General features: G+C 70.4%; 23 protein-coding genes, 1 tRNA gene and 2 pseudogenes. 16 read left to right on the top strand and 10 right to left on the bottom strand.

Annotated features, from left to right (window positions below; genetic code table 11):
• Window positions 1-121 precede the first annotated feature (121 nt).
• From GGD89_RS14815 to GGD89_RS14800, 4 genes are all read left to right on the top strand, one after another.
• Window positions 122-1,543, top strand: a complete 1,422-nt coding sequence (locus tag GGD89_RS14815; protein ID WP_184046657.1) for a form I ribulose bisphosphate carboxylase large subunit — start codon at window positions 122-124, stop codon at window positions 1,541-1,543.
• Window positions 1,544-1,634: 91 nt separating this feature from the next.
• The gene (locus GGD89_RS14810) at window positions 1,635-1,988 is read left to right on the top strand and encodes a ribulose bisphosphate carboxylase small subunit (protein ID WP_184046655.1); all 354 of its coding nucleotides are present in this window, start codon (window positions 1,635-1,637) and stop codon (window positions 1,986-1,988) included.
• 220 nt (window positions 1,989-2,208) lie between these two features.
• The gene (locus tag GGD89_RS14805) at window positions 2,209-3,033 is read left to right on the top strand and encodes a CbbQ/NirQ/NorQ/GpvN family protein (RefSeq protein WP_246423141.1); all 825 of its coding nucleotides are present in this window, start codon (window positions 2,209-2,211) and stop codon (window positions 3,031-3,033) included.
• 197 nt (window positions 3,034-3,230) lie between these two features.
• The gene (locus GGD89_RS14800) at window positions 3,231-5,627 is read left to right on the top strand and encodes a nitric oxide reductase activation protein NorD (protein WP_184046653.1); all 2,397 of its coding nucleotides are present in this window, start codon (window positions 3,231-3,233) and stop codon (window positions 5,625-5,627) included.
• A gap of 7 nt (window positions 5,628-5,634) precedes the next feature.
• Here the strand turns inward: GGD89_RS14800 and GGD89_RS14795 are convergent, their stop codons facing one another.
• Window positions 5,635-6,528, bottom strand: coding sequence for an IclR family transcriptional regulator (locus GGD89_RS14795; RefSeq protein WP_184046651.1), 894 nt, complete (start codon window positions 6,526-6,528; stop codon window positions 5,635-5,637).
• 369 nt (window positions 6,529-6,897) lie between these two features.
• Here GGD89_RS14795 and GGD89_RS14790 point away from each other — a divergent pair, with 369 nt between their 5' ends.
• The 3 genes from GGD89_RS14790 to GGD89_RS14780 all read left to right on the top strand — a co-directional run bounded on the left by GGD89_RS14790 (window position 6,898) and on the right by GGD89_RS14780 (window position 10,023).
• Window positions 6,898-7,878: an HpcH/HpaI aldolase/citrate lyase family protein gene (locus GGD89_RS14790; protein ID WP_184046649.1), complete on the top strand. Its 981-nt coding sequence runs from the start codon at window positions 6,898-6,900 to the stop codon at window positions 7,876-7,878.
• Between the two features lie 171 nt (window positions 7,879-8,049).
• A complete protein-coding gene (locus GGD89_RS14785) occupies window positions 8,050-8,913 on the top strand; it encodes a hypothetical protein (RefSeq protein ID WP_184046647.1) in 864 nt (287 codons plus the stop codon).
• A 75-nt stretch (window positions 8,914-8,988) separates the two neighbouring features.
• Window positions 8,989-10,023: a lysine-2,3-aminomutase-like protein gene (locus tag GGD89_RS14780; RefSeq protein ID WP_221238496.1), complete on the top strand. Its 1,035-nt coding sequence runs from the start codon at window positions 8,989-8,991 to the stop codon at window positions 10,021-10,023.
• Here the strand turns inward: GGD89_RS14780 and GGD89_RS14775 are convergent.
• Window positions 10,010-10,630: a class I SAM-dependent DNA methyltransferase gene (locus GGD89_RS14775; protein WP_184046643.1), complete on the bottom strand. Its 621-nt coding sequence runs from the start codon at window positions 10,628-10,630 to the stop codon at window positions 10,010-10,012. The genes GGD89_RS14780 and GGD89_RS14775 overlap by 14 nt on opposite strands.
• 214 nt (window positions 10,631-10,844) lie before the next feature.
• Between GGD89_RS14775 and tssF the strand changes: the two genes are divergently transcribed.
• The 7 genes from tssF (at window position 10,845) to GGD89_RS14740 (ending at window position 18,813) form a co-directional block, all read left to right on the top strand.
• The gene (gene tssF, locus GGD89_RS14770) at window positions 10,845-12,692 is read left to right on the top strand and encodes a type VI secretion system baseplate subunit TssF (RefSeq protein WP_184046641.1); all 1,848 of its coding nucleotides are present in this window, start codon (window positions 10,845-10,847) and stop codon (window positions 12,690-12,692) included.
• Entirely contained in the window at window positions 12,689-13,852 is a 1,164-nt protein-coding gene (gene tssG, locus GGD89_RS14765) for a type VI secretion system baseplate subunit TssG (RefSeq protein ID WP_184046639.1), read from the top strand. Before tssF ends, tssG begins: the two co-directional genes overlap by 4 nt.
• A gap of 131 nt (window positions 13,853-13,983) precedes the next feature.
• Window positions 13,984-15,222: a 4Fe-4S dicluster domain-containing protein gene (locus GGD89_RS14760; protein ID WP_184046637.1), complete on the top strand. Its 1,239-nt coding sequence runs from the start codon at window positions 13,984-13,986 to the stop codon at window positions 15,220-15,222.
• A 12-nt stretch (window positions 15,223-15,234) separates the two neighbouring features.
• Window positions 15,235-15,705, top strand: a complete 471-nt coding sequence (locus GGD89_RS14755) for a cyclic nucleotide-binding domain-containing protein (RefSeq protein WP_184046635.1) — start codon at window positions 15,235-15,237, stop codon at window positions 15,703-15,705.
• 53 nt (window positions 15,706-15,758) lie between these two features.
• Entirely contained in the window at window positions 15,759-16,670 is a 912-nt protein-coding gene (locus GGD89_RS14750; RefSeq protein ID WP_184046633.1) for an FAD/NAD(P)-binding protein, read from the top strand.
• 39 nt (window positions 16,671-16,709) lie between these two features.
• Window positions 16,710-17,516: an NADH-quinone oxidoreductase subunit B family protein gene (locus GGD89_RS14745; protein WP_184046631.1), complete on the top strand. Its 807-nt coding sequence runs from the start codon at window positions 16,710-16,712 to the stop codon at window positions 17,514-17,516.
• Window positions 17,509-18,813 (top strand): Ni/Fe hydrogenase subunit alpha, encoded by a 1,305-nt coding sequence (locus GGD89_RS14740; RefSeq protein WP_184046629.1) that lies wholly within the window; start codon window positions 17,509-17,511, stop codon window positions 18,811-18,813. Before GGD89_RS14745 ends, GGD89_RS14740 begins: the two co-directional genes overlap by 8 nt.
• A 6-nt stretch (window positions 18,814-18,819) precedes the next feature.
• Here GGD89_RS14740 and GGD89_RS14735 read toward each other — a convergent pair whose 3' ends face one another.
• The 3 genes from GGD89_RS14735 to GGD89_RS14725 form a co-directional block, all read right to left on the bottom strand.
• Window positions 18,820-20,607, bottom strand: a complete 1,788-nt coding sequence (locus GGD89_RS14735; RefSeq protein WP_184046627.1) for an Hpt domain-containing protein — start codon at window positions 20,605-20,607, stop codon at window positions 18,820-18,822.
• Window positions 20,604-21,038 (bottom strand): response regulator, encoded by a 435-nt coding sequence (locus tag GGD89_RS14730; RefSeq protein ID WP_184046624.1) that lies wholly within the window; start codon window positions 21,036-21,038, stop codon window positions 20,604-20,606. Before GGD89_RS14730 ends, GGD89_RS14735 begins: the two co-directional genes overlap by 4 nt.
• 193 nt (window positions 21,039-21,231) lie before the next feature.
• Window positions 21,232-21,777: a hypothetical protein gene (locus tag GGD89_RS14725; RefSeq protein WP_246423140.1), complete on the bottom strand. Its 546-nt coding sequence runs from the start codon at window positions 21,775-21,777 to the stop codon at window positions 21,232-21,234.
• A 477-nt stretch (window positions 21,778-22,254) separates the two neighbouring features.
• On the opposite strand from GGD89_RS14725, the gene GGD89_RS14720 reads away from it, so the two are divergent.
• Window positions 22,255-22,328: transfer RNA gene (locus GGD89_RS14720), tRNA-Gln, on the top strand.
• Window positions 22,329-22,617: 289 nt separating this feature from the next.
• Here the strand turns inward: GGD89_RS14720 and GGD89_RS14715 are convergent.
• Together GGD89_RS14715 and GGD89_RS14710 are read right to left on the bottom strand one after the other, a co-directional pair.
• The gene (locus GGD89_RS14715) at window positions 22,618-22,758 is read right to left on the bottom strand and encodes a helix-turn-helix transcriptional regulator (RefSeq protein ID WP_246423139.1); all 141 of its coding nucleotides are present in this window, start codon (window positions 22,756-22,758) and stop codon (window positions 22,618-22,620) included.
• 13 nt (window positions 22,759-22,771) lie between these two features.
• Complete coding sequence (locus GGD89_RS14710; protein WP_425503045.1) at window positions 22,772-22,945, bottom strand: type II toxin-antitoxin system RelE/ParE family toxin; 174 nt, start codon at window positions 22,943-22,945, stop codon at window positions 22,772-22,774.
• A 17-nt stretch (window positions 22,946-22,962) separates the two neighbouring features.
• On the opposite strand from GGD89_RS14710, the pseudogene GGD89_RS14705 reads away from it, so the two are divergent.
• Window positions 22,963-23,425, top strand: a pseudogene (locus GGD89_RS14705) (transposase); the annotation flags it as partial.
• A gap of 107 nt (window positions 23,426-23,532) precedes the next feature.
• On the opposite strand, the pseudogene GGD89_RS14700 reads toward GGD89_RS14705, so the two are convergent.
• The 3 genes and pseudogenes from GGD89_RS14700 to GGD89_RS14690 all read right to left on the bottom strand — a co-directional run.
• Window positions 23,533-24,258: pseudogene (locus GGD89_RS14700) on the bottom strand (IS5 family transposase); the annotation flags it as partial.
• A 252-nt stretch (window positions 24,259-24,510) separates the two neighbouring features.
• On the bottom strand, window positions 24,511-25,320 hold the full coding sequence (locus GGD89_RS14695; RefSeq protein WP_184046620.1) for a shikimate dehydrogenase family protein: 810 nt from the start codon (window positions 25,318-25,320) through the stop codon (window positions 24,511-24,513).
• 117 nt (window positions 25,321-25,437) lie between these two features.
• Window positions 25,438-26,328: a 2-hydroxy-3-oxopropionate reductase gene (locus GGD89_RS14690; protein ID WP_184046618.1), complete on the bottom strand. Its 891-nt coding sequence runs from the start codon at window positions 26,326-26,328 to the stop codon at window positions 25,438-25,440.
• Window positions 26,329-26,340 lie beyond the last annotated feature (12 nt).

Genomic DNA, 26,340 nt, shown 5'->3' with positions numbered 1-26,340 from the left:
AGAATAAACTTAACTTTTATGGACGGGCAAGGGTAGAGTCACGGCCATCGGGATAACCCAGTCCCACGAACCGGCCCAGACGTGGGGCCGCACGATAACAAAGGCGAGGGAGACCTGGCGAATGGCTGGCAAGACCTATAAGGCGGGCGTGAAGGACTATCGGGAAACCTATTGGGATCCCAACTATACGCCACGGGAAAGCGACTTCCTGGCGGTGTTCAAGGTCGTCCCGCAGGAGGGGGTGCCCCGCGAGGAAGCGGCGGCGGCGGTCTGCGCCGAGTCGTCCACCGCCACCTGGACCACGGTGTGGACCGACCTGCTGACCGACCTGGACTACTACAAGGGTCGCGCCTACGCCATCGAGGACGTGCCCGGCGACGACGAGGCGTTCTATGCCTTCATCGCCTATCCCATGGGCCTGTTCGAGGAAGGCTCGGTGGTGAACGTGTTCACCTCGCTGGTGGGCAACGTGTTCGGCTTCAAGGCGGTGCGCTTCCTGCGGCTGGAGGACGTGCGCTTTCCGCTGTGGTTCGTGACCACCTGCGACGGCCCGCCGCATGGCATCCAGGTCGAGCGCGACAAGCTGGACAAGTACGGCCGCGCGCTTCTGGGCTGCACCATCAAGCCGAAGCTGGGCCTGTCGGCCAAGAACTACGGCCGCGCCGTCTATGAGTGCCTGCGCGGTGGCCTGGACTTCACCAAGGACGACGAGAACGTCAACAGCCAGCCGTTCATGCGCTGGCGCGACCGCTTCCTGTTCTGCCAGGAGGCCATCGAAAAGGCCGAGGCCGAGACCGGCGAGCGCAAGGGTCACTACCTGAACGTGACCGCGCCCAACGTCGAGGAAATGTACAAGCGCGCCGAGTTCGCCAAGGAGATCGGCACGCCGATCATCATGAGCGACTACCTGACCATCGGCTGGGCCGCGCATTCCAGCCTGTCGCGCTGGTGCCGCGACAACGGCATGCTGCTGCACGTGCACCGCGCCATGCACGGCGTGATCGACCGCAACCCCAAGCACGGCATCAACTTCCGCGTGCTGGCCAAGCTGCTGCGCCTGCTGGGCGGTGATCACCTGCACTCCGGCACCGTGGTCGGCAAGCTGGAGGGCGACCGCGCCGCCACCCTCGGGTGGATCGACCTGATGCGCGAGCGCGTCGTCAAGGAAGACCGCGCGCGCGGCATCTTCTTCGATCAGGACTGGGGCCAGATGCCCAGCGTGTTCCCGGTGGCCTCCGGCGGCATCCACGTCTGGCACATGCCGGCCCTGGTGTCGATCTTCGGCGACGAGTCGGTCCTGCAGTTCGGCGGCGGCACCATCGGCCACCCCTGGGGCAACGCCGCCGGCGCCTGCGCCAACCGTGTCGCCCTGGAAGCCTGCACCCAGGCCCGCAACGAGGGGCGTCACCTGGAGAAGGAAGGCAAGGACATCCTCACCGAGGCCGCCAAGCACAGCCCGGAACTCAAGATCGCCATGGAGACCTGGAAGGAAATCAAGTTCGAGTTCGACACCGTCGACAAGCTGGATGTCGCGCACCGCTGATCGGCCGGGCCCGGGGGCGCCGGCCGTCCGGCCGGCCGCCCCGCCCGCATCTCCTTTCCCAGACCCATCGCCGGATCGAAGGATCACGACCATGACCACGCAGGACTATCCCTCGCGCCTGTCGAACCCGAACAGCCGCAAGCTGGGCACCTTCTCCTATCTGCCGCAGATGACCGCCGCGCAGATCCGCAAGCAGATCGACTACATCGTCGCCAAGGGCTGGAACCCGGCCATCGAGCACACCGAGCCCGAGTTCGCCGAAAGCAACTACTGGTACATGTGGAAGCTGCCCATGTTCGGCGAGAGCGACGTCGACGCCATCCTGGCGGAGATCGAGGCGTGCAAGTCCAACAACCCCGGCCACCATGTGCGCCTGATCGGGTACGACAACATCCGTCAGACCCAGGGCGCCAACATGCTGGTGCACCGGGCCGAGATGGACTGAGACAGGACCGGACACGCCGGCCCCTGACCCCGTCCCAACCCTCCCCGGTTCACGGGGAGGGAGTCCGGGCCGACACGGCCGTCACAGGGGTGCGGCGCGGACAACGCGGGGCACCCAGCCAGACTCCTCCCCCCGTCGTGGAGGAGGTTGGGAGGGGGTGGCGACCGGCGCCGCCCAGCCATCCCGCGTGGCGACACGCGTTCGTTCAGGAGGCTCCAGCATGTCCCCCGATATGGTCGAAGACATCGCCGCCCAATACCGCATCGAGACCGAGCCCTACTACCGGCCCGTGGGCTCGGAGGTGGAGCTGTTCCGCGCCGCCCATGCCCGCCGCATGCCGGTGATGCTCAAGGGGCCGACCGGGTGCGGCAAGACCCGTTTCGTCGAGTCCATGGCCTACACCCTGGGCCGGCCGCTGATCACCGTGGCCTGCAACGAGGACATGACCGCCTCCGACCTGGTGGGCCGCTACCTGCTGGATCGCGACGGCACCAAGTGGCACGACGGTCCGCTGACCGTGGCCGCGCGCATCGGCGCCATCTGCTACCTCGACGAGGTGGTGGAGGCCCGCCAGGACACGGTGGTCGTCATCCACCCCCTGACCGACCACCGCCGGGTGCTGCCGCTGGACAAGAAGGGCGAACTGATCCACGCCCATGACGCGTTCCAGCTCGTCATCTCCTACAACCCGGGCTATCAGAGCCTGATGAAGGACTTGAAGCAGTCCACCAAGCAGCGCTTCGGGGCCTTGTCCTTCGACTACCCCGAGGCGGCGGTGGAGGCCGAAATCATCGCCCGCGAAAGCGGCTGCGACGCCGCCGTGGCGGACAAGCTGGTGCAGATCGCCCATCGCGCCCGCAATCTGCGCGGCCACGGCCTGGACGAGGGCATCTCCACCCGCCTGCTGGTGTACGCCGGACAGATGATCGCCGAGGGCATCGACCCCGCCCATGCCTGCCAGATGACCCTGGTCACGCCGCTGACCGACGATCCGGACATGCGCGAGACCCTGGAAGCGGCGGTCGCGACGTTCTTCACGGGGTGAGCCGCCCATGCCCTCTGGGGCGGGTGACGGCTCGTCCCCCGTCGCCGTCCTAACGGGGGGGGTCCGAGTTGGCGGGGGCGCTTCGGTCCCCCTTGGGAATGCCCTACCGGCGCGACCGCGCCGGCGCCGCGACGCGGCGGAGCCCCGCGAGGTCCGAAGGACCGAGCCGGGGCGATCCAGACAAAAGGCCTCCTCTCATGACCGTCGATCTGGACCAACACCTGGGCGACCTGCTGGCCAGGCACCCGGACGTGCGCGACACCCTCACCGCCGCCTGGCACGAGGCCACCCGCGTCATGTCCCCGACCGGCCTTCAGGCGTTCGCCGACGGCGCCCAGGCCATCGGATCGCTGGGCCGGGGCGCCGACCCGGTGCATGCGTTCCTGGCGAACATGCCGGCCGTGGCGCGCGAGTGCGGCGAGGACGTGATCGACGATTGCGTCTCCGCCGCCCTGCACTTGTCGTCCATGACCTCGGGCGCGGTCATCGCCCTGCTGCTGGCCAGCCTGCCGACGGCGGCGCGGCGCCTGGGTGATCCGGACCTGTTGCGCGGCTACCTGACGCTGGTGCACCAGATGTCGGCGCGGGCGGCGCGCGGCCTGCGCCCCATGCTCCAGAACGTCGACGACCTGCTGTCCAAGCTGACCCTGTCGGGGCTGCGCCGCTGGGCGGATTTCGGCATCGAGGCGTATCGCCGCGACCACGACAACCTGGTGCGCTATTTCGGCCTTCAGAGCCAGGACAGCCGCGCCATGTTGCAGCAGCAGCGGCGCGGCACCCTGTTCGTGGACAGCCAGCGGCGGTTGAACTTTTACCTGCGGGCGCTGTGGGGCCGCGACTTCTTCCTGCGCCCCAGCGCCGCCGACCACGAGGACTTCCGCCCCTACGTGGAGGGCCACGTCGTGCACATGCCCGACGCGGTGGACGGCGTGGGCGACGTCTCCGGCTTCGACCTCTACAAGGCCATGGCGGCGCATATGGCCGCGCATCTGGCGCATACTCCCGCCGCCATGCCCGCCGAGGGGTTGTCGCCGGCCGAGAAGTTCCTCGTAACGCTGGTGGAAGACGCCCGCGTCGAGTACGTGGCCTACACCGCCTTCCCCGGCCTGCGCGACCTGTGGCGCCGGCTGCTGTCGCTCGACCTGGACCCGGCCGCGCCCGAGCATCCCACCATCCCCCTGCTGGAGCGGCTGGCCCTGGCGCTGATCGACGGCGACGCCCGCACCGGCGACGCCGACCTGGACGCGCTGGCCGATCGCTTCCACGCCGGTATCGACGGGGCCGCGGGCGATCCCCAGACGGGGCAGGATTTCGCGCGCGGCCTCGGCCTGGACCTGTTCGCCATCCTGAGCGCCCGGGCCGCCGTGCCCAGCCTGCGGGTGCTGGAGTCCATCCGCCTGCCGCACCGGGACGACAACCGCATCGTCTGGACCTTCCAGCCCGTCGATCCCCGCGACGCCCTGGACTACGTGCCCGCCAGCCAGCGCCAGGTGCGCAAGACGGTCAGCGTCATGGAGATGGTCAACGAGATCGATTGCGAACTGGCCGGCGACGACGCGCAGGAGATCTGGCGCCTGGAAACGCCCTTCTGGCTGGACCAGGAGGCCTGCACCATCAACGAACTGGAGGGCAAGGAGCCGGTCTCCGACCCGTTCCACTACCAGGAATGGGACCACCAGGTGCAACTGTACCGGCCGGACTGGGCCACGGTGTACGAGCGTCGCCCGCCGCGCGGCCTGCCCGGCGACATCGACGCCATCCTGGAGGCCCACCGGCCCATCAGCCACACCATCCGCCGCATCATCGATACCCTCCAGCCCCAGGGCGTGCAGCGCCTGCGCAACCTGGAGGATGGCGACGAGATCGACATCAACGCCGCCGTAGACGCCATGGTGGACATCCGCATCGGCCGCCAGCCGGACCCGCGCATCACCCTGCGCAACGTGGTCAACCGGCGCGACCTGGCGGTGGTGCTGCTGCTGGACCTGTCGGAGTCCACCAACGACCTGTTGCCCGCCGTGGATGACGCGGAGAGCGACGCCGCCGAGGCGCCGGAGGGCATCGTGCCGGGCCAGCCCCGCACCGTGCTCGACCTGACCCGCGAGGCCACCGCCCTGGTGGCCACGGCCATCGAGGGCATCGGCGACCCCTTCGCCATCCACGGCTTCTCCTCGGACAGCCGCCACGACGTCCAGTACACCCGCTTCAAGGATTTCGGGCACCCCCTGGACGAGGGCGCCAAGGCGCGGCTGGCGGGCATGCGCGGCGGGCTGTCCACCCGTATGGGCGCGGCCATGCGCCACGCCGCCGCCCACCTGCTGAAGCGGCCGGAGCGCCGCAAGCTGCTGCTGCTGGTCACCGACGGCGCACCGGCGGACGTGGACGAGCGCGATCCCCAGCACCTGCGCCAGGACACCCGCAAGGCGGTGGAGGAACTGCACACCAGGGGGATCCTGACCTACTGCCTGACCCTGGACCCGCACGCCGACGCCTACGTCAAGCGCATCTTCGGCGAGCACCGCTACACCGTCGTCGATCATGTGCGCCGGCTGCCGGAGAAGCTGCCGACCCTGTTCGCCAGCCTGACGGGGTAAGGACGCCTCACACCGGACGGACGCGGGTCCGGGACCGATCGGCGGCCGGCGACGCCGGGGCACGGTCGGAGACGCCGCCCAGGCGCGCGGTCAGGGCATCGGCGGCGCGGATGACCATGGTCCCCAGCGCCTCCAGGCGGGCGTCGGTGATGCGCGCCATGGGTCCGGACAGGGACATCGCCGCCAGTGGCTCGCCGTGCTGATCGCGGATCACGGCGGCCACGCAGCGCAGACCGACCGCCTGTTCCTGATCGTCGATGGCGAAACCGCGCGCGCGGGTGGCCGCCAGGTCGGACCGCAACTGCGCGGACGAGACCAGGGTGCGCCCGGTCACCGGGGCCGGTGGATGCGCGGCGATCAGGCGCTCCGCCTCGCCCGGGTCCAGCGCCGCCAGAAGGGCCTTGCCCACGCCCGTGCAATGCAGCGGCACGCGTGATCCCGGCCGGGCGAAGGCCCGCATCATCTCGCGGCATTCGACCTGCGACAGATAGACGGCCTCGCCCTCCTCGGCGACCGCCAGGTTCACGGTCTCGCCACTGTCGTACATCAGCTGGCGCATGTCCGGACGGGCCAGGGCGACCAGATCGCGCCCGCGCAGGAATCCGTTGCCGACCGAGAACGCGCCGACCCCCACGGACCAGAGACCCGTGCCCGGATCCACGCGGGCGAACCGCTCGTCCTGCAATGTGGTGAGCAGACGATGCGCCGTGGACGGAGCCAGACCGACGGCCTGGGCGACCTCGGTCAGGGTCAAGCCATCCTCGGCGGCACTCAGCGCGGTAAGGATGGCCATCGCCCGCCGCACCGACTGGACGCCACCCGCGCGCCGCTCCTCGGGCCGCTCCTCGGGCCGCGCCACCGCCGCGCCCCTCGCCACCGTCCGCGTCTTTCGCGCCGCCATGGCCGGTCTCCCCTCCCGGAACGGATCGCCGTCCGCCGCCGCCGCGCCCGCCTCTCCCGCATTGCGGAAAATCGTTCGCCGCGTGCTTCCCGCCCGCCCACGCGCCATGCTACGGATCGGATCATCGGAACAGGTCGCCCGACGGTTGGGCTCCGCACGGGCCGGAACCGCGCCCATCCATGCGGACGGGCGCGCCGGATCGCGCCGCGTGACCCGCAGCATGGCCCGATCCGGATCGTAGAGCAGGCTTCCGGCATCCGGAAGTCCCATCGTCGTCGCGACCACCCCTTGTCCCGGCCGCCCCCAGGGCGCCCGGCACCGACACCAGGCCCGCCCACGCCGGCGGGCCGTTCACGAGGAGAGCCCCCCATGAGCTTCACCGTCCACGATCAGGCGCCGGCGCGCCTGAACCGCTCCGAACAGGCCGTGCCCGGGTCCAACGCCCGCTTCATCGAGAAGGCCGCCCAGGGCAACGCCGACGTCGTGTTCCTGGACCTGGAGGACGCGGTCGCCCCGGACGAGAAGGAAAACGCCCGCAAGAACATCATCGCCGCCCTGAACGACCTGGACTGGAGCGGCAAGACCGTCTCGCTGCGCATCAACGGCCTGGACACGCACTACATGTACCGGGACCTGGTCGAGGTGCTGGAAGGCGCCCCGGGCAAGCTGGATCTGGTCATGGTCCCCAAGGTGGGCACGGCGGCCGACATCTATACGGTCGACTGCCTGATCACCCAGATCGAGGCCGCCACCAAGGCCCCCAAGCGCATCGGCCTGGAGGCGATCATCGAGACCGCGCTCGGCATGGCCAACATCGACGCCATCGCGGCGGCCTCCCCGCGCATGGAAAGCCTGCATTTCGGCGTCGCCGACTATGCCGCCTCCACCAAGGCCGCGACCACCGGCATCGGCGGCCCCAACCCGGCCTACGGCGTGCTCACCGATCCGGCCGAGGACGGACACCGTGACTACCACTGGGGCGACATGTGGCATTACGCCATCGCCCGCATGGTGGTGGCCGCGCGGGCTCATGGCCTGCGTCCGCTGGACGGCCCGTTCGGCGACATCCAGGACGCCGAGGGCTACAAGGCCCAGGCGCGGCGCGCCCGCGTGCTGGGCTGCGAGGGCAAGTGGGCCATCCACCCGTCGCAGACCGACCTGGCCAACGACCTGTTCACCCCCAGCGAGGCCGAGGTGGCCAAGGCCAAGGCCATCCTGGACGCCATGGACGAGGCCAAGAAGGCCGGCCGGGGCGCGGTCACCCTGGACGGGCGGCTGATCGACATCGCCTCCATCAAGCAGGCCGAGGTGATGGTGCACAAGGCCGCCCAGATCGCCGGCGCGCGCTAAAGGGCGGGCCGGCACCCGCCACCGGACGCCACCCCGCCGCGCCCGTCCCGCCATCGCGGGCGCGGTTTGGGGTGCCGCCCGGCCGGCGGACCATGCTAGGGTCCGGGGTTCGCCTGATCGCCGACCAACCGGATTGCCCGTGCCCACCGCCCTCCTTCCCCCTGCCCGCCCATGATCGTCGAGTGGATCCGCCACCGGCTCACCCCGGCGCCGCGCGCCCTGCGCGACATGGGCTATCTGCGCGAGTTGATCGCCATCGACGCCCGCCGCCGTCGCCATCGTCGCGCCTGGGCACCCCACCTGCGCGCGGCACAGAGCATGATCCTGGACTGCGCGGCCCACCTCGACCGGTGGGACCAGGTGGTGGTGGTGGGCGCCGCCCAGACGGCCGACGTGCCGCTGGACCTGCTGGCGCTGCTGTTCCGGCGGGTGGTGCTGGTGGACCTGATGTTCCTGCCGGCGGTGCGCATCGCCGCCATGCGCATGGCGCCCGTGGCGCTGGAGCCCTGCGACGTCACCGGCGTGGTGGAGGCCGTGCGCACCCTGCCCAGGGGCGCGCCCCTGCCCGCCCCCCGGCCGGCGATCCCGGACATGGCCCACGCCGATCTGGTGATCTCCTGCAACGTCCTGTCACAGTTGCCGCTGCTGCCCTGCCGCTGGCTGGAGCGCCGCCACGGCCTGGACCCCGTGGCGCTGGAACCGTTCCGCCGCCGCCTGATCGCCGACCACCTGCGGGTCCTCTCCGCCGCGCCCTGTCCGGTGTGCCTGATCACCGACACCGAGCGTCAGGTGGTGGTGGCCGGCCAGCCGGTCGAGGCCGTGGACCTGCTGCACGGCATCGATCCGGACGTGGAGGGCGACGCCTGGTGGTGGGCCATCGCCCCGCGCCCGGAGGAGGCCTGGACCCATGATGTGCGCCACCGGGTGATCGCCGGGTGGCTGCGCGGATTCTCGACGCCGGACGACGACGCATCGGTCGCCGACCTGGGTCCCGAGCGCCGCCCCGTGGACGGCCGCAGCCACGGCGGCGGCTGACGGAGCGCGGCGGACACCCACATGCCTGTTCAAGAGACATCCGGACGACCGTCCCCGTCCGTCCATCGGCGGGCGTTGACGTCGCTTGACGATCTGGTGGCGGCCAACCTGATCGCCGAGACGGACCGCGAGGCCCTGCGCCTGGTGGAAGCCGGGCTCGCCATCCGCATCACCGACACCATGCGCGCGCGCATGACGCCGGGCGCGGCCGCCGACCCCATCCGGGCGCAGTTCGTCCCCAGCCGTCGCGAACTGGACGTGGACCCGGTCGAGCGGCCGGACCCGATCGGCGACGACGCCCATAGCCCCCTGCCCGGGATCGTCCACCGCTACCCGGACCGCGTCTTGCTGAAGATCGTCGGAACCTGCGCCGTGTACTGCCGATTCTGCTTCCGGCGCGGCATGGTGGGTCCCGCCGCGCGGCGCACCCTGTCCCACGCCCAGGTCGACGCGGCCCTGAACTACATCCGCGCCACCCCGCGGGTGCGGGAGGTCATCCTGAGCGGCGGCGACCCCTTCCTTCTGTCCCGCGCGCGCGCCGCCGCCATCACATCGGCCCTGGACGGGATCGACCATGTCTCGGTGATCCGCTGGCACACCCGGGTCCCCGTGGCGGATCCCGGCCGAGTCTCGGCGCGGTTCGTGGAGGCCGTGGCGGGCACGGACACAACCGTCGTCGTCTCCATCCACGCCAACCACGCCCACGAGTTCACGCCCGAGGCCGACGCCGCGCTGCGGCGCCTGCGCGCGGCCGGGATCGTCCTGGTCAGCCAGACCGTCCTGCTGGCGGGCATCAACGACAGCGTCGAGACCCTGGAAACCCTGATGAGGGCGTTCCTCGACCGGGGCATTATCCCGTACTACCTCCATCACGGGGATCTGGCACCGGGCACGGGCCACTTCAGGACCTCGATCCAGGCCGGGTTGCGGCTCGTGGAGGGGCTGCGCGGCCGGCTGTCCGGGCTGGCCCAGCCAACCTATGTGCTGGACTTGCCCGGGGGTGGGGGAAAGGTCCCCATCACATGGGACCTGCTGACCTCGGGCGGCGCGCGAACCTGGACGGGCGCGTGGCATGCCTACCCCCCACCGCCTCCGATCACGCCACCCTGAGGGTGATCAGACGGCAGCGGATGTCCTCGCCGGGCAGGTAGTCGGCACGCGCGCGATCGGTGACCCGGACGCGACCGTCCGCCTCCAGGGCAGCCAGCGCGCCGTCGTAGTTCTCGGCGTCATAGACCCCGTCGTTGACCGTGAAGGTCACCGGTCCGCCCGGCCGGGTGACACGGATCAACTCGCCCAGACCGCCGGGGCCAACGTGCCCATGGGTGAAGGTGCCCACGCAGATGCTGCCGTCATAGGCGTCGTCGTCCATGGTCAGGCGCGCGGTCAGGTCGCCTTCCATCAGGCGATCGTAAAGACCCTTGCCGGCGGCGGCCTGAAGCATTTCCGGACACAGATCCAGGCCGTCCACATGCGTGTACCCCAGGGCGCGCAGTTCCAGGCCCACGAGTCCCGTGCCGCAGCCCACGTCGAGCACCCGCGACGCGGTGTCGGGCAGGGCGTCGGCCAGCGCCCGGGCGGCATGGCGGGGCGCCACGTAGCCGAGCCCCTCGACCACATCGGCCTCGTAGCCGTCGGCCCACTCCCGGTACAGGCCCCGGACCTCGTCGGGGCCCTGGACCGCGTAGGCACGGCGCAATCGGTCGTCCTTGGTCATGGGTCGGCTCTCCTGGCTGGCGCGCCGCCCCGCCCGGCGCTTGCGGGACCGGTCCCCTCCCGCCCGAAAGCGGTTCCCTCCGGCGGCGCGGTTGGTCAACAATGGGACGCGGTCCGAAACGAGGCCCGGACGGCGGCCCGGGACGCGCGTCGGCGCGGGTCTGGGGGTTTGGCCGGGGGTCGGGGCCGGCGGACGCGTCGGGGATGGAGGTATCATGATCGATGAACTGCTCCCCTATTACAATCGAGAGCTGACCTACGTGCGCCGCCTGGGGGCCGAGTTCGCGGCCGCCCACCCCAAGATCGCCGGCCGCCTGCGGCTGAGCGCCGACGCCATCGAGGACCCCATGGTGGGGCGCCTGATGGAGGCGTTCGCCTTCCTGACCGCCCGCATCCGCCACAAGCTGGACGACGACTTCCCGGAGCTGTCCGAGGCCCTGCTGGGGGCGCTCTACCCGCACTACCTGGCGCCCATCCCGTCCCTGGCCATCGTCCGTCTCGCCCCGGTCGCCGACCTGACCGGGTCCTACACCGTGGCGGCCGGCTCCGAACTGGACAGCGAGCCGGTGGGGGGCGAGCCCTGTCGCTTTCGCACCTGCTACCCGGCGACGCTGTGGCCGGTGCGCCTGACCGGCGCGCGGCTGACGGGACGCCCCCTGGTGGCGCCGCCGCATCCGCGCGCGGGCCGCGCCGTGGCCTCGCTGCGTCTGCGGGTGGAGTGCCTGGCCGGGGACATGACCCTGCAACAGCTCGGCGTCGACCGCCTGCGGCTGTTCCTGAGGGCCCCCCCGCAGCAGGTCTACCCGCTGCACGAACTGATGCTGAACAACACCGTCGCCGTGGCCCTGGCCGACTCGCCCACCGACCCGAACCCCGTGGTGCTGGGACCGGAGGCGGTGCGCCCGGTGGGGTTCGAGGCCGACGAGGGCGTGTTGCCCTACCCGGCGCGCTCGCACGTGGGCTACCGGCTGTTGACCGAGTACTTTGCCTTCCCCGAGAAGTTCCTGTTCATTGAGATCGACGGCCTCCAGGCCCTGGCGGCCAAGGGAACCAGCCCGGCCATCGAGATCTTCCTGTACCTGGACCGCACCGTCGCCGACCTGGAGCGGGCGGTGGGACCGGACATGTTCGCGCTGGGCTGCACGCCGGTGGTCAACCTGTTCCGCCAGAAGGCCGAGCCGGTGGAGCTGTCCCACGCCGTTCCCGAGTACCGGGTGGTGCCCGACGCCCGGCGTCCGGCGGCCACCGAGGTGCACTCCATCCTCGGCGCGCGGGCCACCGGACCCGACGGCAGTTCGGTGACCTTCCACCCATTCTACTCGGCCGCCCACGCGCGCGGGGCCGGGGCTGGCGACGAGGACGACGCGGACGCGGCGCCGCGCGCCTACTGGTACGCCAGCCGGCGACCCGCCGAACGCCAGGACGACGCCACCGACGTCTACCTGTCGCTGGTCGATCTGGATTTCGACCCCGCCGCCCCGGCCCGGCACACCCTGTCGGTGGACCTGCTCTGCCTGAATCGGGATCTGCCCGCGCGGCTGCCCTATGGCGGCGGCCATCCCCGCCTGACGTTCGTCGAGGGCACCGCCGCCGTCGAGTCCATCCACTGCGTCACCGCGCCCACCGCCACCCTCAGGGTGCAGACCGGCCATGGCCTGCGCTGGCGGCTGGTGTCGCACCTGATCCTCAACCACCTGTCCGTCACCGATCCGGAGCACGGCGCCGAGGCCCTGCGCGAAATCCTGATGCTCTACGACTTCCGCGATTCGGCGGAGACCCGGGCGGTGATCCAGGGGGTGTTGGCGGTGGACAGTCGCCGCGCCGCCGCCCGCGCGCCCTCGCGCGACCAGGGGGCGTTCTGCCGGGGCCTGGACGTGGACATCCTGTTCGACGAGCAGCGCTTTTCCGGGAACGGCCTGTTCCTGCTGGCCATGGTGCTGGAGCGGTTCCTGGGGCTGTACTGCTCCATCAACGCCTTCACGCGGCTGTCGGCGCGGGTGAAGGGGCGTCCCGGGGTGCTGCGCCGCTGGCCACCCCGGGCCGGCGACCAGGTGCTGTTGTGAGCGCGTCGCCGCGCCCCCGGAGCGATCCAGACACCGCCCCCCTGGCGCCGCTGGAAGCCCTGTTCCGCCATCCCGAGCGCTTCTCGGCCTTCCAGGCGGTGCGCCTGCTGGAATGGGCGGCCCGGCGCGCCGAGGCAGACCCCCGCCTGCGGGCGCCCCGGCCGGTGGGCGAAAGCCATGACCCGACCGAGGAGGTGGTACGCCTGGGAGCGGCCGTCTGGCCCGCCTTCGCCCCCGCCGAGATCGCCGAGGCCCACGCCAAGGGCCTGTGGGAGGATCACCCCGGCCCACCCGGCCTGCGCGTCACCTATATGGGCCTCACCGGTCCCAGCGGCGTGCTGCCGCCGCTGGTGGGCGACGCGGTGGTGGATACCGTCAAGGCGCGCAGCCGCTCTCTTCGCGATTTCCTGGACCTGTTCGATCACCGGCTGCTATCGCTGTTCCATCGCGCCTGGAAGAAGTACCGCCTGCCGGCCCAGTACGAACAGGCCGCCGGGCCGGAGCGCGGCGCCGCGCCCGATCCGGTCACCGCCGTGCTGGCCGCCCTGATCGGCCAGGGCACGCCGGGCCTCGCCGGGCGCCTGGCCTTCGACGACGAGGCCCTGATTCACTACTGCGGCCCCCTGGCCCGCCGGCAGCGCCCGGCGGTGATGGTCGAGGCGCTGCTGTCCGACATGCTGGGCCGGCCGGTGCGCGTGGAGCAGTTCGCCGCCCGCTGGATGGCCCTCGCCATTGAGGACCAGACCCGCCTTGCCTCGGCCGCCGAGCCCCTGGGGCAGTACTGCGCCCTGGGGCTGGACGCGGTGGTCGGCGACCGGGTGCGCGACGTCCAGGGCGCCTTCCGCCTGCGCATCGGACCGCTGTCGCTGCAACGCTTCACCGCCTTCCTGCCCGGCGCGCCGGAGGCCGCCCGGCTGGCCGACATGACCCGGCGCGTGGTGGGTCCGGACCTGGACTTCGACGTCCAGTTGACATTGCGCGCCGACCAGGTGCCCCCGTTGCGCCTGGGCGGCGCCGCCGACTGCCCGCCGCGCCTGGGGTGGACCACCTGGCTGGGCGACTCGCCCCCGGGCGCCGACCGGGACGACGCCGTATTCCGCTACGCCGACGGCGGGCGTCCCCCGCCGGCCTTCGGCCCGGCCCCCGGGGAAGCCGGGTAACCCTATCGCATCTGCGGAAAACTTGGACAGCCTCCGGCGGCTTCTGTACCTTCCCCGGGGAGTGACGCGGGCCGCTTCAACCGGCTGGGGTCGGTCGGATCGACCCTGCGGAACGGGCACGGGAGGAAGGCATGGCGTTCCCGCACGGGACCGAGGCCGGGGGAGCCGGCGCCGCCGCCGGCTGGATCGGGCCGGTCGTGGCGTGGTCGACGCGCCTGGACGAGTCCGCCCTGGACGCCCTGATCCGTGCCCTGCGCGAGGACGGCCGCGAGGTCATCGGCCCCACGGTCCGCGACGGCGCCGTCGTGCTGGCCCCCATCACCGCCCCCTCGGACCTGCCCGCCGGCTGGCGCGACATCCAGGACGCCGGCCGCTATCGGCTGGCGCCCGCCCCCGGTGAAACGACCCGCTTCACCCACGCGGCACCGGCCCAGGGCTGGAAACGCTTCGTGCACCCGCCCGAGGACCGGTTGTGGCGCGCCCATCGCCCGGCCCATGGCGACCTGACCCTGGAGGATCCGCCGCCGCCGCCCCCGCCACGCGCCTTCCTGGGCGTGCGGCCCTGCGATCTGGCGGCCCTGGAGATCCTCGACCGCGTGCTGGCCGGTCCGGACCAGCCGGACCCCGCCTATGCCCTGCGGCGGCGCGACGCGCTGGTGGTCAGCGTGGACTGCGGCACCCCGGCCGCCAGTTGCTTCTGCGCCACCATGGACACCGGCCCGGCGGCCCGCGACGGTTTTGACCTGGCCCTGGTCGAACTGGTCGCGGAAGACGGCCGGCCCGTGTATCTGGCCCGCGCCGGCAGCCCGGCCGGCGCCGACCTGCTGGACCGCTTGCCCGGCACCCCCGCCAACGACGCCGACCGCGAGACCGCCACCAGCCAGCGGGATCGCGCGGTGGCGACCCAGACCCGCGCGCTGCCGCCGGGCATCCGGGGCGTGCTCGCCGGTGCCATCGACAGCCGCCATTGGGACGAGGTGGCGGCCCGGTGCCTGGCCTGCGGCAACTGCACGCTGTGCTGCCCCACCTGCTTCTGCGCCACCGTCGAGGATTCCACCAGCCTGGACGGACGCACGGCCGAACGCTGGCGGCGCTGGAGTTCCTGTTTCACGGAAGCGTTCTCCTACATCCACGGCGGCGCCGTGCGCGGCGATCGCGGCAACCGCTATCGCCAGTGGATCACGCACAAGCTGTCGGCCTGGCACGACCAGTTCGGCGGCAGCGGCTGCGTCGGCTGCGGTCGCTGCATCACCTGGTGCCCCGTGGGCATCGACATCACGGCGGAAGCGGCGACCCTGGACGCGGAGGCGCACGCGCGGGCGGGCGCGCCGACTCCGGGCACGGCCGCCATCGCCGCGACACACCCCTAGGGAGCCCCGTTCATGGCGGACATCAAGGACCTGGACGACCTGCTGCAATCGCACCCGTTCTTCGCCGGCCTGACTCAGCGCATCCTGTCCGAACTGGCCGGCTGTGCCCGCAACGAGCGTTTCGAGTCCGGCGACTTCCTGTTCCAGGAAGGCGGCGTGGCCGACCGATTCTTCATCATCCGCCACGGTCAGGTGGCCATCGAGGTCAAGGTCCCCAACAAGGACCGGGTGGTGCTGGAGACCCTGCACGCCGACGACACCCTGGGCTGGTCCTGGCTGGTGGCCCCGTATCACTGGACCTTCGACGCCCGCGCCGTGACCCTGGTGCGCGCCATCAGCCTGGACGGCGTCTGCTTGCGCAGCAAGATGGAGACCGACCACGAGTTGGCCTATCACCTGCTGGCCCGCTTCGTGCCCGTCATGGGCGAACGCCTGCGCGCCGCGCGCCTGCAGATGCTGGACCTGTACGCCCCGCCGGACTGACCGTCCCACGCCCCATCCCCTCATCGACGTCAGCGTCAGGGAGACCCGTCCCCATGGACGCTCAGCCCGCCGCGTCCCGCTCCACGCCGTCATCCGCCCCCCTGCCGGACACCCTTGCCGCCCTCCGCCTGGGATCGCCGGGCACCGATCCCATGCGCCCCCGCCCCTACCGCATCGAGCGCTGGACGCGGGAGCTGTCGGATACCTTCACCGTGGATCTGGTGCCCCTGGAGGGGCCGCCGTCGCCGTTCCGGCCGGGGCAGTTCAACATGCTCTATGTGTTCGGCGCCGGCGAGGTGCCGATCAGCATCAGCGGCGACCCGGCCCATCCCGAGCGGCTGGTGCACACCACCCGCGCCGTCGGCCAGGTGACCAACGCCATGAAGGCCCTGCGCGTCGGCGACACGCTGGGCGTGCGCGGCCCGTTCGGCACGCCATGGCCGGTGGAGGCCGCCTACGGCCACGACGTGGTGGTGGCGGCCGGTGGGATCGGCCTGGCGCCGCTGCGGCCGCTGATCCACGCGCTGCTGGCCGAGCGCCCGCGCTTCGGCACCGTGGTGCTGCTGTATGGCGCCCGCACGCCCGAGGACATCCTGTTCCGCCGCCAGTTGACCGCTTGGCGCGGCCGCTTCGACATGACCGTACACGCCACCGTGGACCGCGCCACCGGCCGCTGGGCCGGCCCCGTGGGCATGGTCACCCGGCTGATCGCCCGGGGTGGGTTCGATGCCCGCGACACGACCGCCTTCGTCTGCGGCCCGGAGGTGATGATGCGCCACGCCGCCCAGGCGCTGATCGACCGGGGCGTGGCCGCGCGGCGCATCCACCTGTCCATGGAACGCAACATGAAGTGCGCCATCGGCGTGTGTGGCCACTGCCAGTGGGGACCGGACTTCGTCTGCAAGGACGGGCCGGTGTTCCGCTACGACCATGTGGCCGAGCGCCTGGGGTGTTTCGAGATCTAGACCCCGACCCCGCCGGGGTCTTCAACGGAGGGCCATGCCATGACCGCCGCCGCCACGGCTCCGCGCCGCCCCACGCTGGCGGTGCACAAGTTCGCCAGTTGCGACGGCTGCCAGCTCAGCCTGCTGGACTGCGAGGACGAGCTTCTGGACATCGCCCAGGCGGTGGAGATCGCCTATTTCCTGGAGGCCACCCGGGCCACCGCCAAGGGACCCTACGACATCGCCCTGGTGGAAGGCTCCATCACCACGGCGCACGACCTCAAGCGCATCCGCGCGGTCCGCCGGCAGGCGAAGGTCCTGGTGACCATCGGCGCCTGCGCCACCAGCGGCGGTATCCAGGCCCTCAAATCGCTGGCCGACACCGACGACTACATCAACGCCGTCTATGCCCACCCCCGTTTCATCAGCACCCTCGACACCAGCACCCCGATCGCCGATCACGTCCCGGTGGACTACGAACTGCGCGGCTGCCCCATCGATCGCGGCCAGCTTCTGCATGTGCTGACGGCCTTGCTGCACGGCCGGCAGCCGCGCCTGCCCAACCATTCCCAATGCGTGGAGTGCAAGCGCGCCGGCACCGTCTGTGTCACCGTGGCCGCCGGCACGCCCTGCCTGGGACCGGTCACCCAGGCCGGCTGCGGCACTCTGTGCCCGCGCGTGGGGCGCGGTTGCTACGGCTGCTTCGGCCCGGCCGAGACCGCCAACACCGCCGCCCTGGCCGACCATGCCCGCCTGCCGGTCCAGGACGGCGGCGCCGGCCTGGACGCTACCGCCACCCGGCACCTGTTCCACGGTTTCAACACCAATGCCCCGGGTTTCCGCGAGGAGGGCCTGCGTCATGGCTAGGGATGGGGCGACCACCCGCCGCCTGAAAGTGGAGAACCTGGCGCGGGTGGAGGGCGAGGGCGCGTTGTCGGTGCGCATCCAGGATGGCGTGCTGAAGGACGTGGCCTTCACCATCCACGAGCCGCCGCGCTTCTTCGAGGCCCTGTTGCGCGGGCGGATGTACACCGACGCCCCGGACATCACCGCGCGCATCTGCGGCATCTGCCCGGTGGCCTACCTGCTGGGCGCCAGCCAGGCCATGGAGGCGGCGTTGGGCGTGCCCATCGACGACGACATGCGCCGCCTGCGCCGGCTGGTGTACTGCGGCGAATGGATCGAAAGCCACGTGCTGCACGTGGCCATGCTGCACGCACCCGACTTCCTGGGCTACCCGGACGCCATCCAGATGGCCGGGGACCATCCCCGGATCGTCGAGACCGCGTTGCGCCTGAAGAAACTCGGCAACCGTATCCTGGAGGTCATCGGCGGCCGCGCCGTCCATCCGGTGAACCTGGTGGTGGGCGGGGTGTACCGGTCGCCGCCCCGGGACGAGGTGCTGGCCCTGCGCCCGGAGCTGGATTGGGCGCTGGAGGCGGCGCGCGGGCTGGTCGCGTTCACCGCCGGGCTGACCGTCCCCGCGGTCGAGCGCGACTACCTGTTCGTCGCCCTGCATCACCCCACCGACTACGCCATCACCGAGGGAACCCTCGTCTCCAGCGACGGCCTGGACGTGCCCGTCTCCGCCTTCCACGATCACTTCAGCGAGGACCACCAGAAGCACAGCAACGCGCTCGTGGGCGCCACCCGCGACGGCCGCACCTACCACGTGGGGCCGCTGGCCCGCTACGCGCTGAACTTCGACCAGTTCGCGCCGGAGGTCCAAGACGCCGCCCGCGCCGCCGGTCTGCCCCGGGTGGTGCGCAACCCGTTCCAAAGCATCGTCGTTCGCGCCCTGGAGACCCTGCAGGCGGTCATCGACGCCCGCGCCCTGGTAGAGGGCTACGCGCCCCCCGCCCCGCCCCGCCCCGAGATCATTCCCGGCCCCGGCATCGGGCACGGCTGCACCGAAGCCCCGCGCGGCCTGTGCCATCACACCTACGAACTGGACGAGGACGGCCGCATCCTGCATGCCTGCATCGTGCCGCCCACGGCACAGAATCAGCGCTCCATCGGCGAGGACCTGCGGGAGGTGGTCGCCGCGCACATGGACGAGCCCGACGAACGGTTGCAATGGGTTTGCGAACAGGCCATCCGCAACTATGACCCCTGCATCTCCTGCGCGACCCATTTCCTGACGCTGGACGTGGAGCGGCTGTAAACCTGCTCAGGCACCCGGCGCGTCCGCCGCCGCGCATGCCCGCGCGAGCAGCGCCTCGACCGACGCCGCCCCCTCGGCCGCGCGATCGGCGTCCTCCAGGGTCGCCCATCCCGTCGCCAGACGCGCCCCCGGCACGAGTGTCTCCAGCCGCGCCGCCAACGGCTCGGCCAGCGCCCGCGCCTCGTCCAGCGGGGTGAACGGCAATACGACACTCAGCCCCCGCCCCGGTCCCCGCCCCACGTGATCCGACGGCCGCAGGGCCTCCCGCAGCAGGCGGATCACCGCCTCGTCCCGCGCGGCCGCCTCTCCTTGGTCCGCGTCCGTGGCCATCCACGCCACCGTCAAGGGCATGCCCAGCCGCCGCGCCCGAACCATGAGGTCCGCCAGCAGGTCGGCCAACGCCGGTACCGTCAACAGCGGTCCCGCGCCCTCCAGCGGCCGACGGCTGCGCAGGTCCTGGGCTCGCCGGGCCTGGGCGAGAACCGTGGTCACGAAGGGAATCGGATCCAGGGGGCCGACCAGCAGCACATCGACCCAGGGCGCCCAGGCCCCGGTGAGTCCATCCGGGGGCGCCGTCGGCAGCACCAACACCAGGCGCGTCCCGTCGAACACCGGATCCTGGCGCAGGGCCCGGGCCAGATCCGGGGTCTCCGGGGGGCCACCGGCGCCCGGCCGCTCCGCCAGAACCACCACGTCCACGCCGCTCGCGCCGGACGGCCCATCCGCCGCCGCCCACAGGGCATCAGGGTCTGTCGCCACCTCGGTCAACAGGCCGGCCTCGTCGAGGATATGCCGGGCCATGATCGCCAGGGCCGGGTCCGGATCCAGGATCAGGGCCCGGGGCATGTCCTCGCGACGCGCGGCGCGCACGGCCGCATGGCGGTCCAGCACGCTCTCGGCGGACACCGGCGCGGCCAGCACACCGGCCGCGCCCCGTTTCGCCGCCTCCCCCCGGACCTTGGCCGACGGGCTCCCGGCGACCAGGAACCACGGCACCTCGGCCCAGGGTCCCGCGTCATCGGCCAGACGGGCGAGGACCGCCGACGCCTGCGGGCGCGCGTCCAGGTCCACCAGGATCGTCGCCGGATCGGGACCGTCGGGCATCGCGGCCAGCGCCTCCAGGTCGGTCCCGTCCCGCACCTCGCGCGCCGACCAGCCGTAGGCCCGCAGCCGCGTGGTCAGGTCCGGCCAGGCGTGGGAGTCCTCCGCGCCCACCAGCAGGGCATGGCGGCCTCTCGCCCGTGCCCGGAGGGCGCCGGACTCCGCCTCGGCCGACAAGGCCACCATCAGGGTGGAGACGTCGGTGGAGAGACCGGCGGCCTGCGCGCGCAGCCGCTCCACCAGCAGCCGCGCCTGATCCACGACCGGGGTTCCCGGCGCGGAGTCTCCGGTCGTGTCCCCCTCATCCCGGACATCGGTCCCCGATGGATCCGCCGTCTCGCCTGCCGCCGTCTTGTCCGGTCTCCCGGCCGCTCCCGGCCGGTCCCGCCCGACGACACACAGATCGGCCGAGCCGAACGCCTCCAGCCGGGCGCGGAGCAGGACCTCCAGCACCGCCGCCATCTGTCCCAACGCCGGAAACCCCAGGGATCCCGCCGACCCCGCGAGTTTGTGGGCATGCGACATCGCGTCGGAGAGCGACGCCACGTCGGTCCCCCCGGTTGCCCGCAGGCGGGCCACGGCCAGCGCCAGCGACTCCACGCGGGCCCGCGCGCCCGCCGGATAGTCCGCCACCATGCGTCGGATGCGCCCCAGGACCGGATCAGGATCAGCCTGTGAGCCGTCCTCCGTCATCCCCGGGATCGCCTCCCCTGGTCGCGTTTCCACGTCAGCCACAGGGACTGAAGCGCCCCGGCCAGGGTCATGGGATCGAACGGCTTGGCCAGCACGCCGATGATGCCCGGCTGCGTTTCGGCCGCCTGTTCGGCCCGTTCCGGCCGCGCGGTCAGGAACACGACCGGCGGCGGCGACACCACCTGAAGCGCGTCGGGCTGAACCAGCGCCTCGGCCAGATCAAGCCCATCCATGTCGGGCAACGCCAGATCGAGCAGCAGAATATCGGGCTGAAAGCCGTCCACCTTGCGCAGGGCCTCGGCGCCCGTCGCGCAGGTCAGAACCTCGAAGCCCCCCAGGTCCACAAGCGCCAGTTCCGCGATCGCCCGTACGTCGCGATCATCCTCCACCAGCAGAACGCGACTCAGGCCGTCTTCTTTCGACACCGACATGACCATTGGCCGATTCCCCGCCGTCACCGGACCCGCGAGCCGATTGGCCCACAAGGCATACACCCCGCCTCATCCGAGTGATGGCGGTCGTGGCGATCAACACTCTCACAGTATGCAAGGCCGCTCCTTGGACACGCAAGTAATGTCAGCGCCGGCCGGCCGTCTTCCCGGGCATGCATCATCGCCGGCGCGCCTACTTGTCCAGGATCGCGTCGATTTCGTCCTGATGCAGGGTGCTCTGGGCACCGTGGATGATGGCGCTGGCCGCGTCCATCAGCCGCTGCAAGGCCCGGCTGGCCGCCTGCGCCTTCAACCGCACCACCTCGGTGTTGCCCTCCGCCAGCGCCTCGTCCATGCGGGCCACCGAGGCCAGGGCCAGTTGGTTCATATGCTCGATGGTCGCGTCGAAGGGGCGCCGGTACCGCGCCGGACAGTGGTCGTAGGCTTCCACCGCCAGATCCTTGTCGCGAAAGGAGCTGTCCGCGAAATGCGCCTGATAGCTCTTGGGCTGCCATGCCTTGCACTCCTCGACCAGATCCGGCATGTCCGGCACCATGTCCAGAAGCATCACGATTTCATTGAAATGATTGAGATAATCGGTGGCCAGAAGGGTTTCCGGATTGATGTTCGTGCCCTCGGCCCGGGCGCGGAAGGTCTCGTAGAGGGGAGGGTCCACGTCCTCCACCGGCACGGCGTCCCGAGGCTGGGAGGACGGGCGATTGACGACCGACTGACTCATTGCGAGACCTCCAGGACGTCCGACGGGGCGCGTGACATGGCGCGTGGCACCGCCTCCGGTCGGACCGAGGGGCCGGGGTGGACGCCTGCGGCGCTCCGTCTCGGAAGACACGGGCGGTACGCCGACGCGCGGCGGCACGGGGCCACGGACCAGGGGATCATAACACTTGCGGGCAAACGGGGGAATCCCACGGACGAGCGCGCTCCCAAAAGATGAAACCGCGCTTCCATACGGCGCTCGCGCGATCCGGAGGGGGCCCCGGACCCCGGCGACGTGAAGAAAACCGTCCATGCCCCCTTCCCAAGCGCCGAAGGACCATGGTACAGAGTTCGCCCTCGTCAAGAGGGGGTGTCGACAAGACCTTTCCGGGCGGACGCGCCCTGGGCCCTGGACACAAGCCCAGGCCGTCCGCCCCGCGACACCGCGTCGCCACCGGTGCGACGAAACAACCATTCGGCCGGCGCCGAGGTTCCCTGCTGGGGGATAGTTTAACGGTAGAACAGCGGACTCTGACTCCGTCAGTCCTGGTTCGAATCCAGGTCCCCCAGCCAACAATTTCAAAGGCTTGCAGACTGAAAGGTCAGCAAGCCTTTCTTAGTTTTGCAGACGGTTTTGCAAACTGCGTTGGCGCGGTGTTTTTGTAGCGCGGCCGTCGATTTGGCAAAAATCGGCAGGGATTTCGACATGAAAAAGGGGTTGCAGGAGATCTCGCAACCCCTTGATCTAATTGGTGGACGCACAAGGACTCGAACCTTGGACCCGCTGATTAAGAGTCGGTTTGGGTTCCTGTGAATACAAGGCTGTTAGTCAGTTTTCGCGTTACGTTCTCTTCTAATAAAATCAATGCGTTACAGCCTGGATGCGGCTCACCGGCACATGGGTTACCTTGGCGAGCGCATAGGCCGATAGGTTCAGCGGCGCCATGAACTCTTCCCGAAGCTGTTCGCCCGGATGCACCGGGGGAAGGTCGCGTGGGTCCATGTCCTGTCTCCCGTCAGTGATAGTCCACGATCTCAACGTGTTCCGCACCGCCATCCGACCACACAAAGCAGATACGCCACTGATTGTTGAACCGTACGCTGTGTTGTCCGGCGCGATCACCCTTAAGGGCTTCAAGCCGATTGCCGGGCGGAACTCCGGTAGGGTTTTGTCGCCAAACGAAACCCAACCACAGGAGCCCCGACGATGACCGATACCATGATGGACTTGCAGGCGCTGGTCGCCAAGACGCCCGACGCCGATGTGCTGCGCGAAATGATCGGCTTTGCCACCCAGCAGCTGATGGAGTTGGAGGTGGAGGCCAAGACCGGCGCCGGCCACGGCGACCGCAATCCGGCCGAGCGCCTGACCCAGCGCAACGGCTACCGAGACCGCGTCTGGGGGTGAGGCGGGGAAGAAAACGATCCAGTGAATCGTTTTCCCGCCGAACCGTGCCGGCACCGTGGACCTGCGTATCCCGAAGCTGCGCAAGGGCAGCTATTTTCCGGGCTTCCTGGAACCGCGCCGGATGGCCGAGAAGGCGCTGACCGCCGTCATCCAGGAGGCCTCTATCCAGGGCACCTCCACCCGGTCGGTGGACGATCCGGTCAAGGCCCTGGGGATGTCGGGCGTCTCCAAGAGTCCGATTCGAAACTTCGTGAGGCATATCAGGTTTGAGGCTTATCCCCCTGGTTCAGGTCGGTCCATGATGGAGAGCAGTTCGTGCCCATGCGACCCCAACATCATGGGGTTGCCGGACGCAGGGGGATAAGCCGGTCAGGTTTTTGCGAGGAGGCGGGTGACGCGCCGGATGTGGGCGATGAGCAGCCAGGCTTCGGCGCTCTGGATGGTTTTTTCCCAGTCCTTGGCCAAGCGTCGGCAGCGTCCGAGCCAGGCGAAGGTGCGTTCGACGACCCAGCGCCGGGGCACCACCTCGAACCCCTTCGCGGCATCGGAGCGTTTGACGATCTCTATCGTCCAGCGTCCGATCTTCTCCAACGCTCCTTTGAGTTTTGGTCCGGCATAGCCGCCATCAGCGAAGATATGGCGAAGCCAGGGGTAGGACGACCGGATGGACTTCAGCACGCCGGGTGCCCCGTCCCGGTCCTGGATGTCGGCACCGTGGACGGCCAGGCCGACCAGCAGCCCCAGGGTGTCGGTGACGATATGACGCTTGCGCCCCTTGATCTTCTTGCCGGCGTCGTAGCCTGAAATCCCCCCGCTTTCCGTGGTTTTGACGCTCTGGCTGTCGATCACGCCGGCCGTCGGGCTCGCTTCCCGCCCGGCCGCCTCCCGCGCCGCCATCACGAGGTGATGGTTGATCGTGCGAAGCACGCCGTTGTTGCGCCAGTCATAGAAGTAGCCTCGCACCGTGGAGACCGGCGGAAAGTCGTTCGGCACCATCCGCCACTGGCACCCGGTCGCGGCCATGTACAGGATGGCGTCGAGCACATCGCGCAGGTCCGTCGTCCTCGGCCGTCCCACGCGCTTCGGCGCCGGCATCCGGGCCCCGTCTCCCCCCGGACCAAGGACGCGAAACCATGCAGGATGTCTACGCGCCAAGAGGTCTTATCATCCGGATCTATGACAGGACGATCCGCAGCCAGATCGTGGCCGTTGTTCTGTGGGGTGGGGCACGGTTTGGCGAGACACCGCGCTGCGCTACCTTGGGGGTCCCCAGGAGGTAGAGAGCATGACCGACAAGACCGACATCGATCCCTGCGCGACGGAGACCTCGGCGCCGCCGCGCTACACTTAAGATGGCGCCACGCGAAAGAACCGGGCCATTCCCATAAACTGATGGTCGAGCATCTTGCCACCCTGCAGGGTGTCGAAGCCACGCCGGGCGGCTTGTTTCAGAAGCGGGGTCTCCGGCGGTACCTGCACCACTTCCGCCACGACGGTCTTGCCCGTCAGGCGCTCCAGATCGATCGGCAGCGGATCGTCGTCGTGCATCCCCAAAGGCGTTGCGTTCACGACGACGTCATAGCCGGCGGGGTCCGGATTGCCGCCCTCGACGGTCACCGGAACGCCGGGAACCGCCGCCCGCAGACGTGCCGCCAGGCTTTCGGCGCGCGGGCGGTCCACGTCGCTGATGGTCAGCCGGGCGGCCTTGGACTGGGCCAGCGTCGCCGCGATCGCGGATCCCACCCCGCCGGTGCCGACCACCAGGAAGGACCGCCCCTCCGGCGCGAAGAACCGGTCGGCCAGGCCGTTGACGAACCCCATGCCGTCAAGGTTGGTTCCCACCCAACGGCCGTCCGGCTCCGGCCGGATGATGTTCGTGGCGCCCGCCAGGCGGGCCGCCGGCATGACCTCGTCGACCAGGTCCACGAACCGGAACTTGTGCGGGATCGTGATCACCAGCCCGCCCAGGTTCGACATGCCACGGAACCCGGCCATCGCCGCGGCCGCCGCGTCGGGCGTGACATGGATGGGGATGAACACCGCGTCCATGCCGTGGTGGTCGAAATACTCGTTGAACAGAAACTGAACGCGGACGTGGTCTATGGGGTGGGCCACCACGCCGAACAGTTTGGTCGTACCGCTGATGACGGGCTTCATTGTGTTCCAGCCTTGGTCATGGGAGAGAGGTCGTGACTTGTGCCAATCGGTCATCGACGTTGACCGGGGCCGGCTGGCGGATGAGGCATCGTCATCCGCCGCCGATAGGCGCCCCGGTCAGGCGGTCTGGCCGATCTCGTGGTCGGCCAGCAGTTCCAGCGCGCGGACCATGCCGGAATGGTCCCAGGCCGCCCCGTCATGGGCCGCGCAGGCATTGAACAGTTCCTGGGCCGTGCCCGTATTGGGCAGCGCCACGCCGAGGGCCCGCGCCGTGTCCAGCGCCAGGTTGAGGTCCTTCTGATGCAGCGTGATGCGGAAGCCCGGGTCGAAGTTGCGTTCGATCATCCGCTGGCCGTGCACCTCCAGAATTCGCGAGGACGCGAACCCCCCCATCAGCGCCTGACGCACCTTGGCCGGATCGGCCCCGGCCTTCGACGCCAGAAGCAGCGCCTCGCCAACGGCCTCGATCGTGAGGGCCACGATGATCTGGTTGGCGACCTTCGTGGTCTGGCCGGCGCCGTTGTCGCCCACCAGGGTGATGTTCTTGCCCATCACCGCGAACAGGGGCTTCACCGTCTCGAAGGCCGCTTCCGGTCCGCCAACCATGATGGTCAGCGAAGCCGCCTTCGCCCCGACCTCGCCGCCCGAGACCGGCGCGTCCAGATAGGTGCAGCCGAGCGCGTTGATTCTGGCCGCGAACGCCTTCGTTGCCACCGGCGAGATCGAGCTCATGTCGACCACGATCTTGCCTGCCGACAGTCCCTCGGCCACACCGTCGGCGGAGAACAACACCGCTTCCACGTCCGGCGTGTCCGGCACCATGATGAACACGATCTCGGAGCGGTCCGCCACGTCCTTACCGTTGGCGCAGACGGTCGCGCCCGCCGCCGTGAGCGTTTCCGGAACGGGCCCGAGCGTGTTCACGAAAAGCTCGTGGCCCGCCGAAAGCAAATGCGCCGCCATCGGCGCGCCCATGATTCCCAGTCCAACAAAGCCCAGCTTGCTCATGTCCCTTGCCTT

It is taken from the genome of Roseospira visakhapatnamensis (assembly GCF_014197915.1).
Taxonomy (GTDB): domain Bacteria; phylum Pseudomonadota; class Alphaproteobacteria; order Rhodospirillales; family Rhodospirillaceae; genus Rhodospira; species Rhodospira visakhapatnamensis.
Note: the sequence above shows the minus strand (reverse complement) of the source record. Positions and strands in the feature narration are given on the sequence as shown.

Coding starts and splice junctions, on each gene's coding strand:
- GGD89_RS14815 (WP_184046657.1), top strand. CDS start 122: ATGGCTGGCAAGACCTATAAGGCGGGCGTGAAGGACTATCGGGAAACC.
- GGD89_RS14810 (WP_184046655.1), top strand. CDS start 1,635: ATGACCACGCAGGACTATCCCTCGCGCCTGTCGAACCCGAACAGCCGC.
- GGD89_RS14805 (WP_246423141.1), top strand. CDS start 2,209: ATGTCCCCCGATATGGTCGAAGACATCGCCGCCCAATACCGCATCGAG.
- GGD89_RS14800 (WP_184046653.1), top strand. CDS start 3,231: ATGACCGTCGATCTGGACCAACACCTGGGCGACCTGCTGGCCAGGCAC.
- GGD89_RS14795 (WP_184046651.1), bottom strand. CDS start 6,528: ATGGCGGCGCGAAAGACGCGGACGGTGGCGAGGGGCGCGGCGGTGGCG.
- GGD89_RS14790 (WP_184046649.1), top strand. CDS start 6,898: ATGAGCTTCACCGTCCACGATCAGGCGCCGGCGCGCCTGAACCGCTCC.
- GGD89_RS14785 (WP_184046647.1), top strand. CDS start 8,050: ATGATCGTCGAGTGGATCCGCCACCGGCTCACCCCGGCGCCGCGCGCC.
- GGD89_RS14775 (WP_184046643.1), bottom strand. CDS start 10,630: ATGACCAAGGACGACCGATTGCGCCGTGCCTACGCGGTCCAGGGCCCC.
- tssF (WP_184046641.1), top strand. CDS start 10,845: ATGATCGATGAACTGCTCCCCTATTACAATCGAGAGCTGACCTACGTG.
- GGD89_RS14760 (WP_184046637.1), top strand. CDS start 13,984: ATGGCGTTCCCGCACGGGACCGAGGCCGGGGGAGCCGGCGCCGCCGCC.
- GGD89_RS14755 (WP_184046635.1), top strand. CDS start 15,235: ATGGCGGACATCAAGGACCTGGACGACCTGCTGCAATCGCACCCGTTC.
- GGD89_RS14750 (WP_184046633.1), top strand. CDS start 15,759: ATGGACGCTCAGCCCGCCGCGTCCCGCTCCACGCCGTCATCCGCCCCC.
- GGD89_RS14745 (WP_184046631.1), top strand. CDS start 16,710: ATGACCGCCGCCGCCACGGCTCCGCGCCGCCCCACGCTGGCGGTGCAC.
- GGD89_RS14740 (WP_184046629.1), top strand. CDS start 17,509: ATGGCTAGGGATGGGGCGACCACCCGCCGCCTGAAAGTGGAGAACCTG.
- GGD89_RS14735 (WP_184046627.1), bottom strand. CDS start 20,607: ATGACGGAGGACGGCTCACAGGCTGATCCTGATCCGGTCCTGGGGCGC.
- GGD89_RS14730 (WP_184046624.1), bottom strand. CDS start 21,038: ATGTCGGTGTCGAAAGAAGACGGCCTGAGTCGCGTTCTGCTGGTGGAG.
- GGD89_RS14725 (WP_246423140.1), bottom strand. CDS start 21,777: ATGAGTCAGTCGGTCGTCAATCGCCCGTCCTCCCAGCCTCGGGACGCC.
- GGD89_RS14715 (WP_246423139.1), bottom strand. CDS start 22,758: ATGGACCCACGCGACCTTCCCCCGGTGCATCCGGGCGAACAGCTTCGG.
- GGD89_RS14695 (WP_184046620.1), bottom strand. CDS start 25,320: ATGAAGCCCGTCATCAGCGGTACGACCAAACTGTTCGGCGTGGTGGCC.
- GGD89_RS14690 (WP_184046618.1), bottom strand. CDS start 26,328: ATGAGCAAGCTGGGCTTTGTTGGACTGGGAATCATGGGCGCGCCGATG.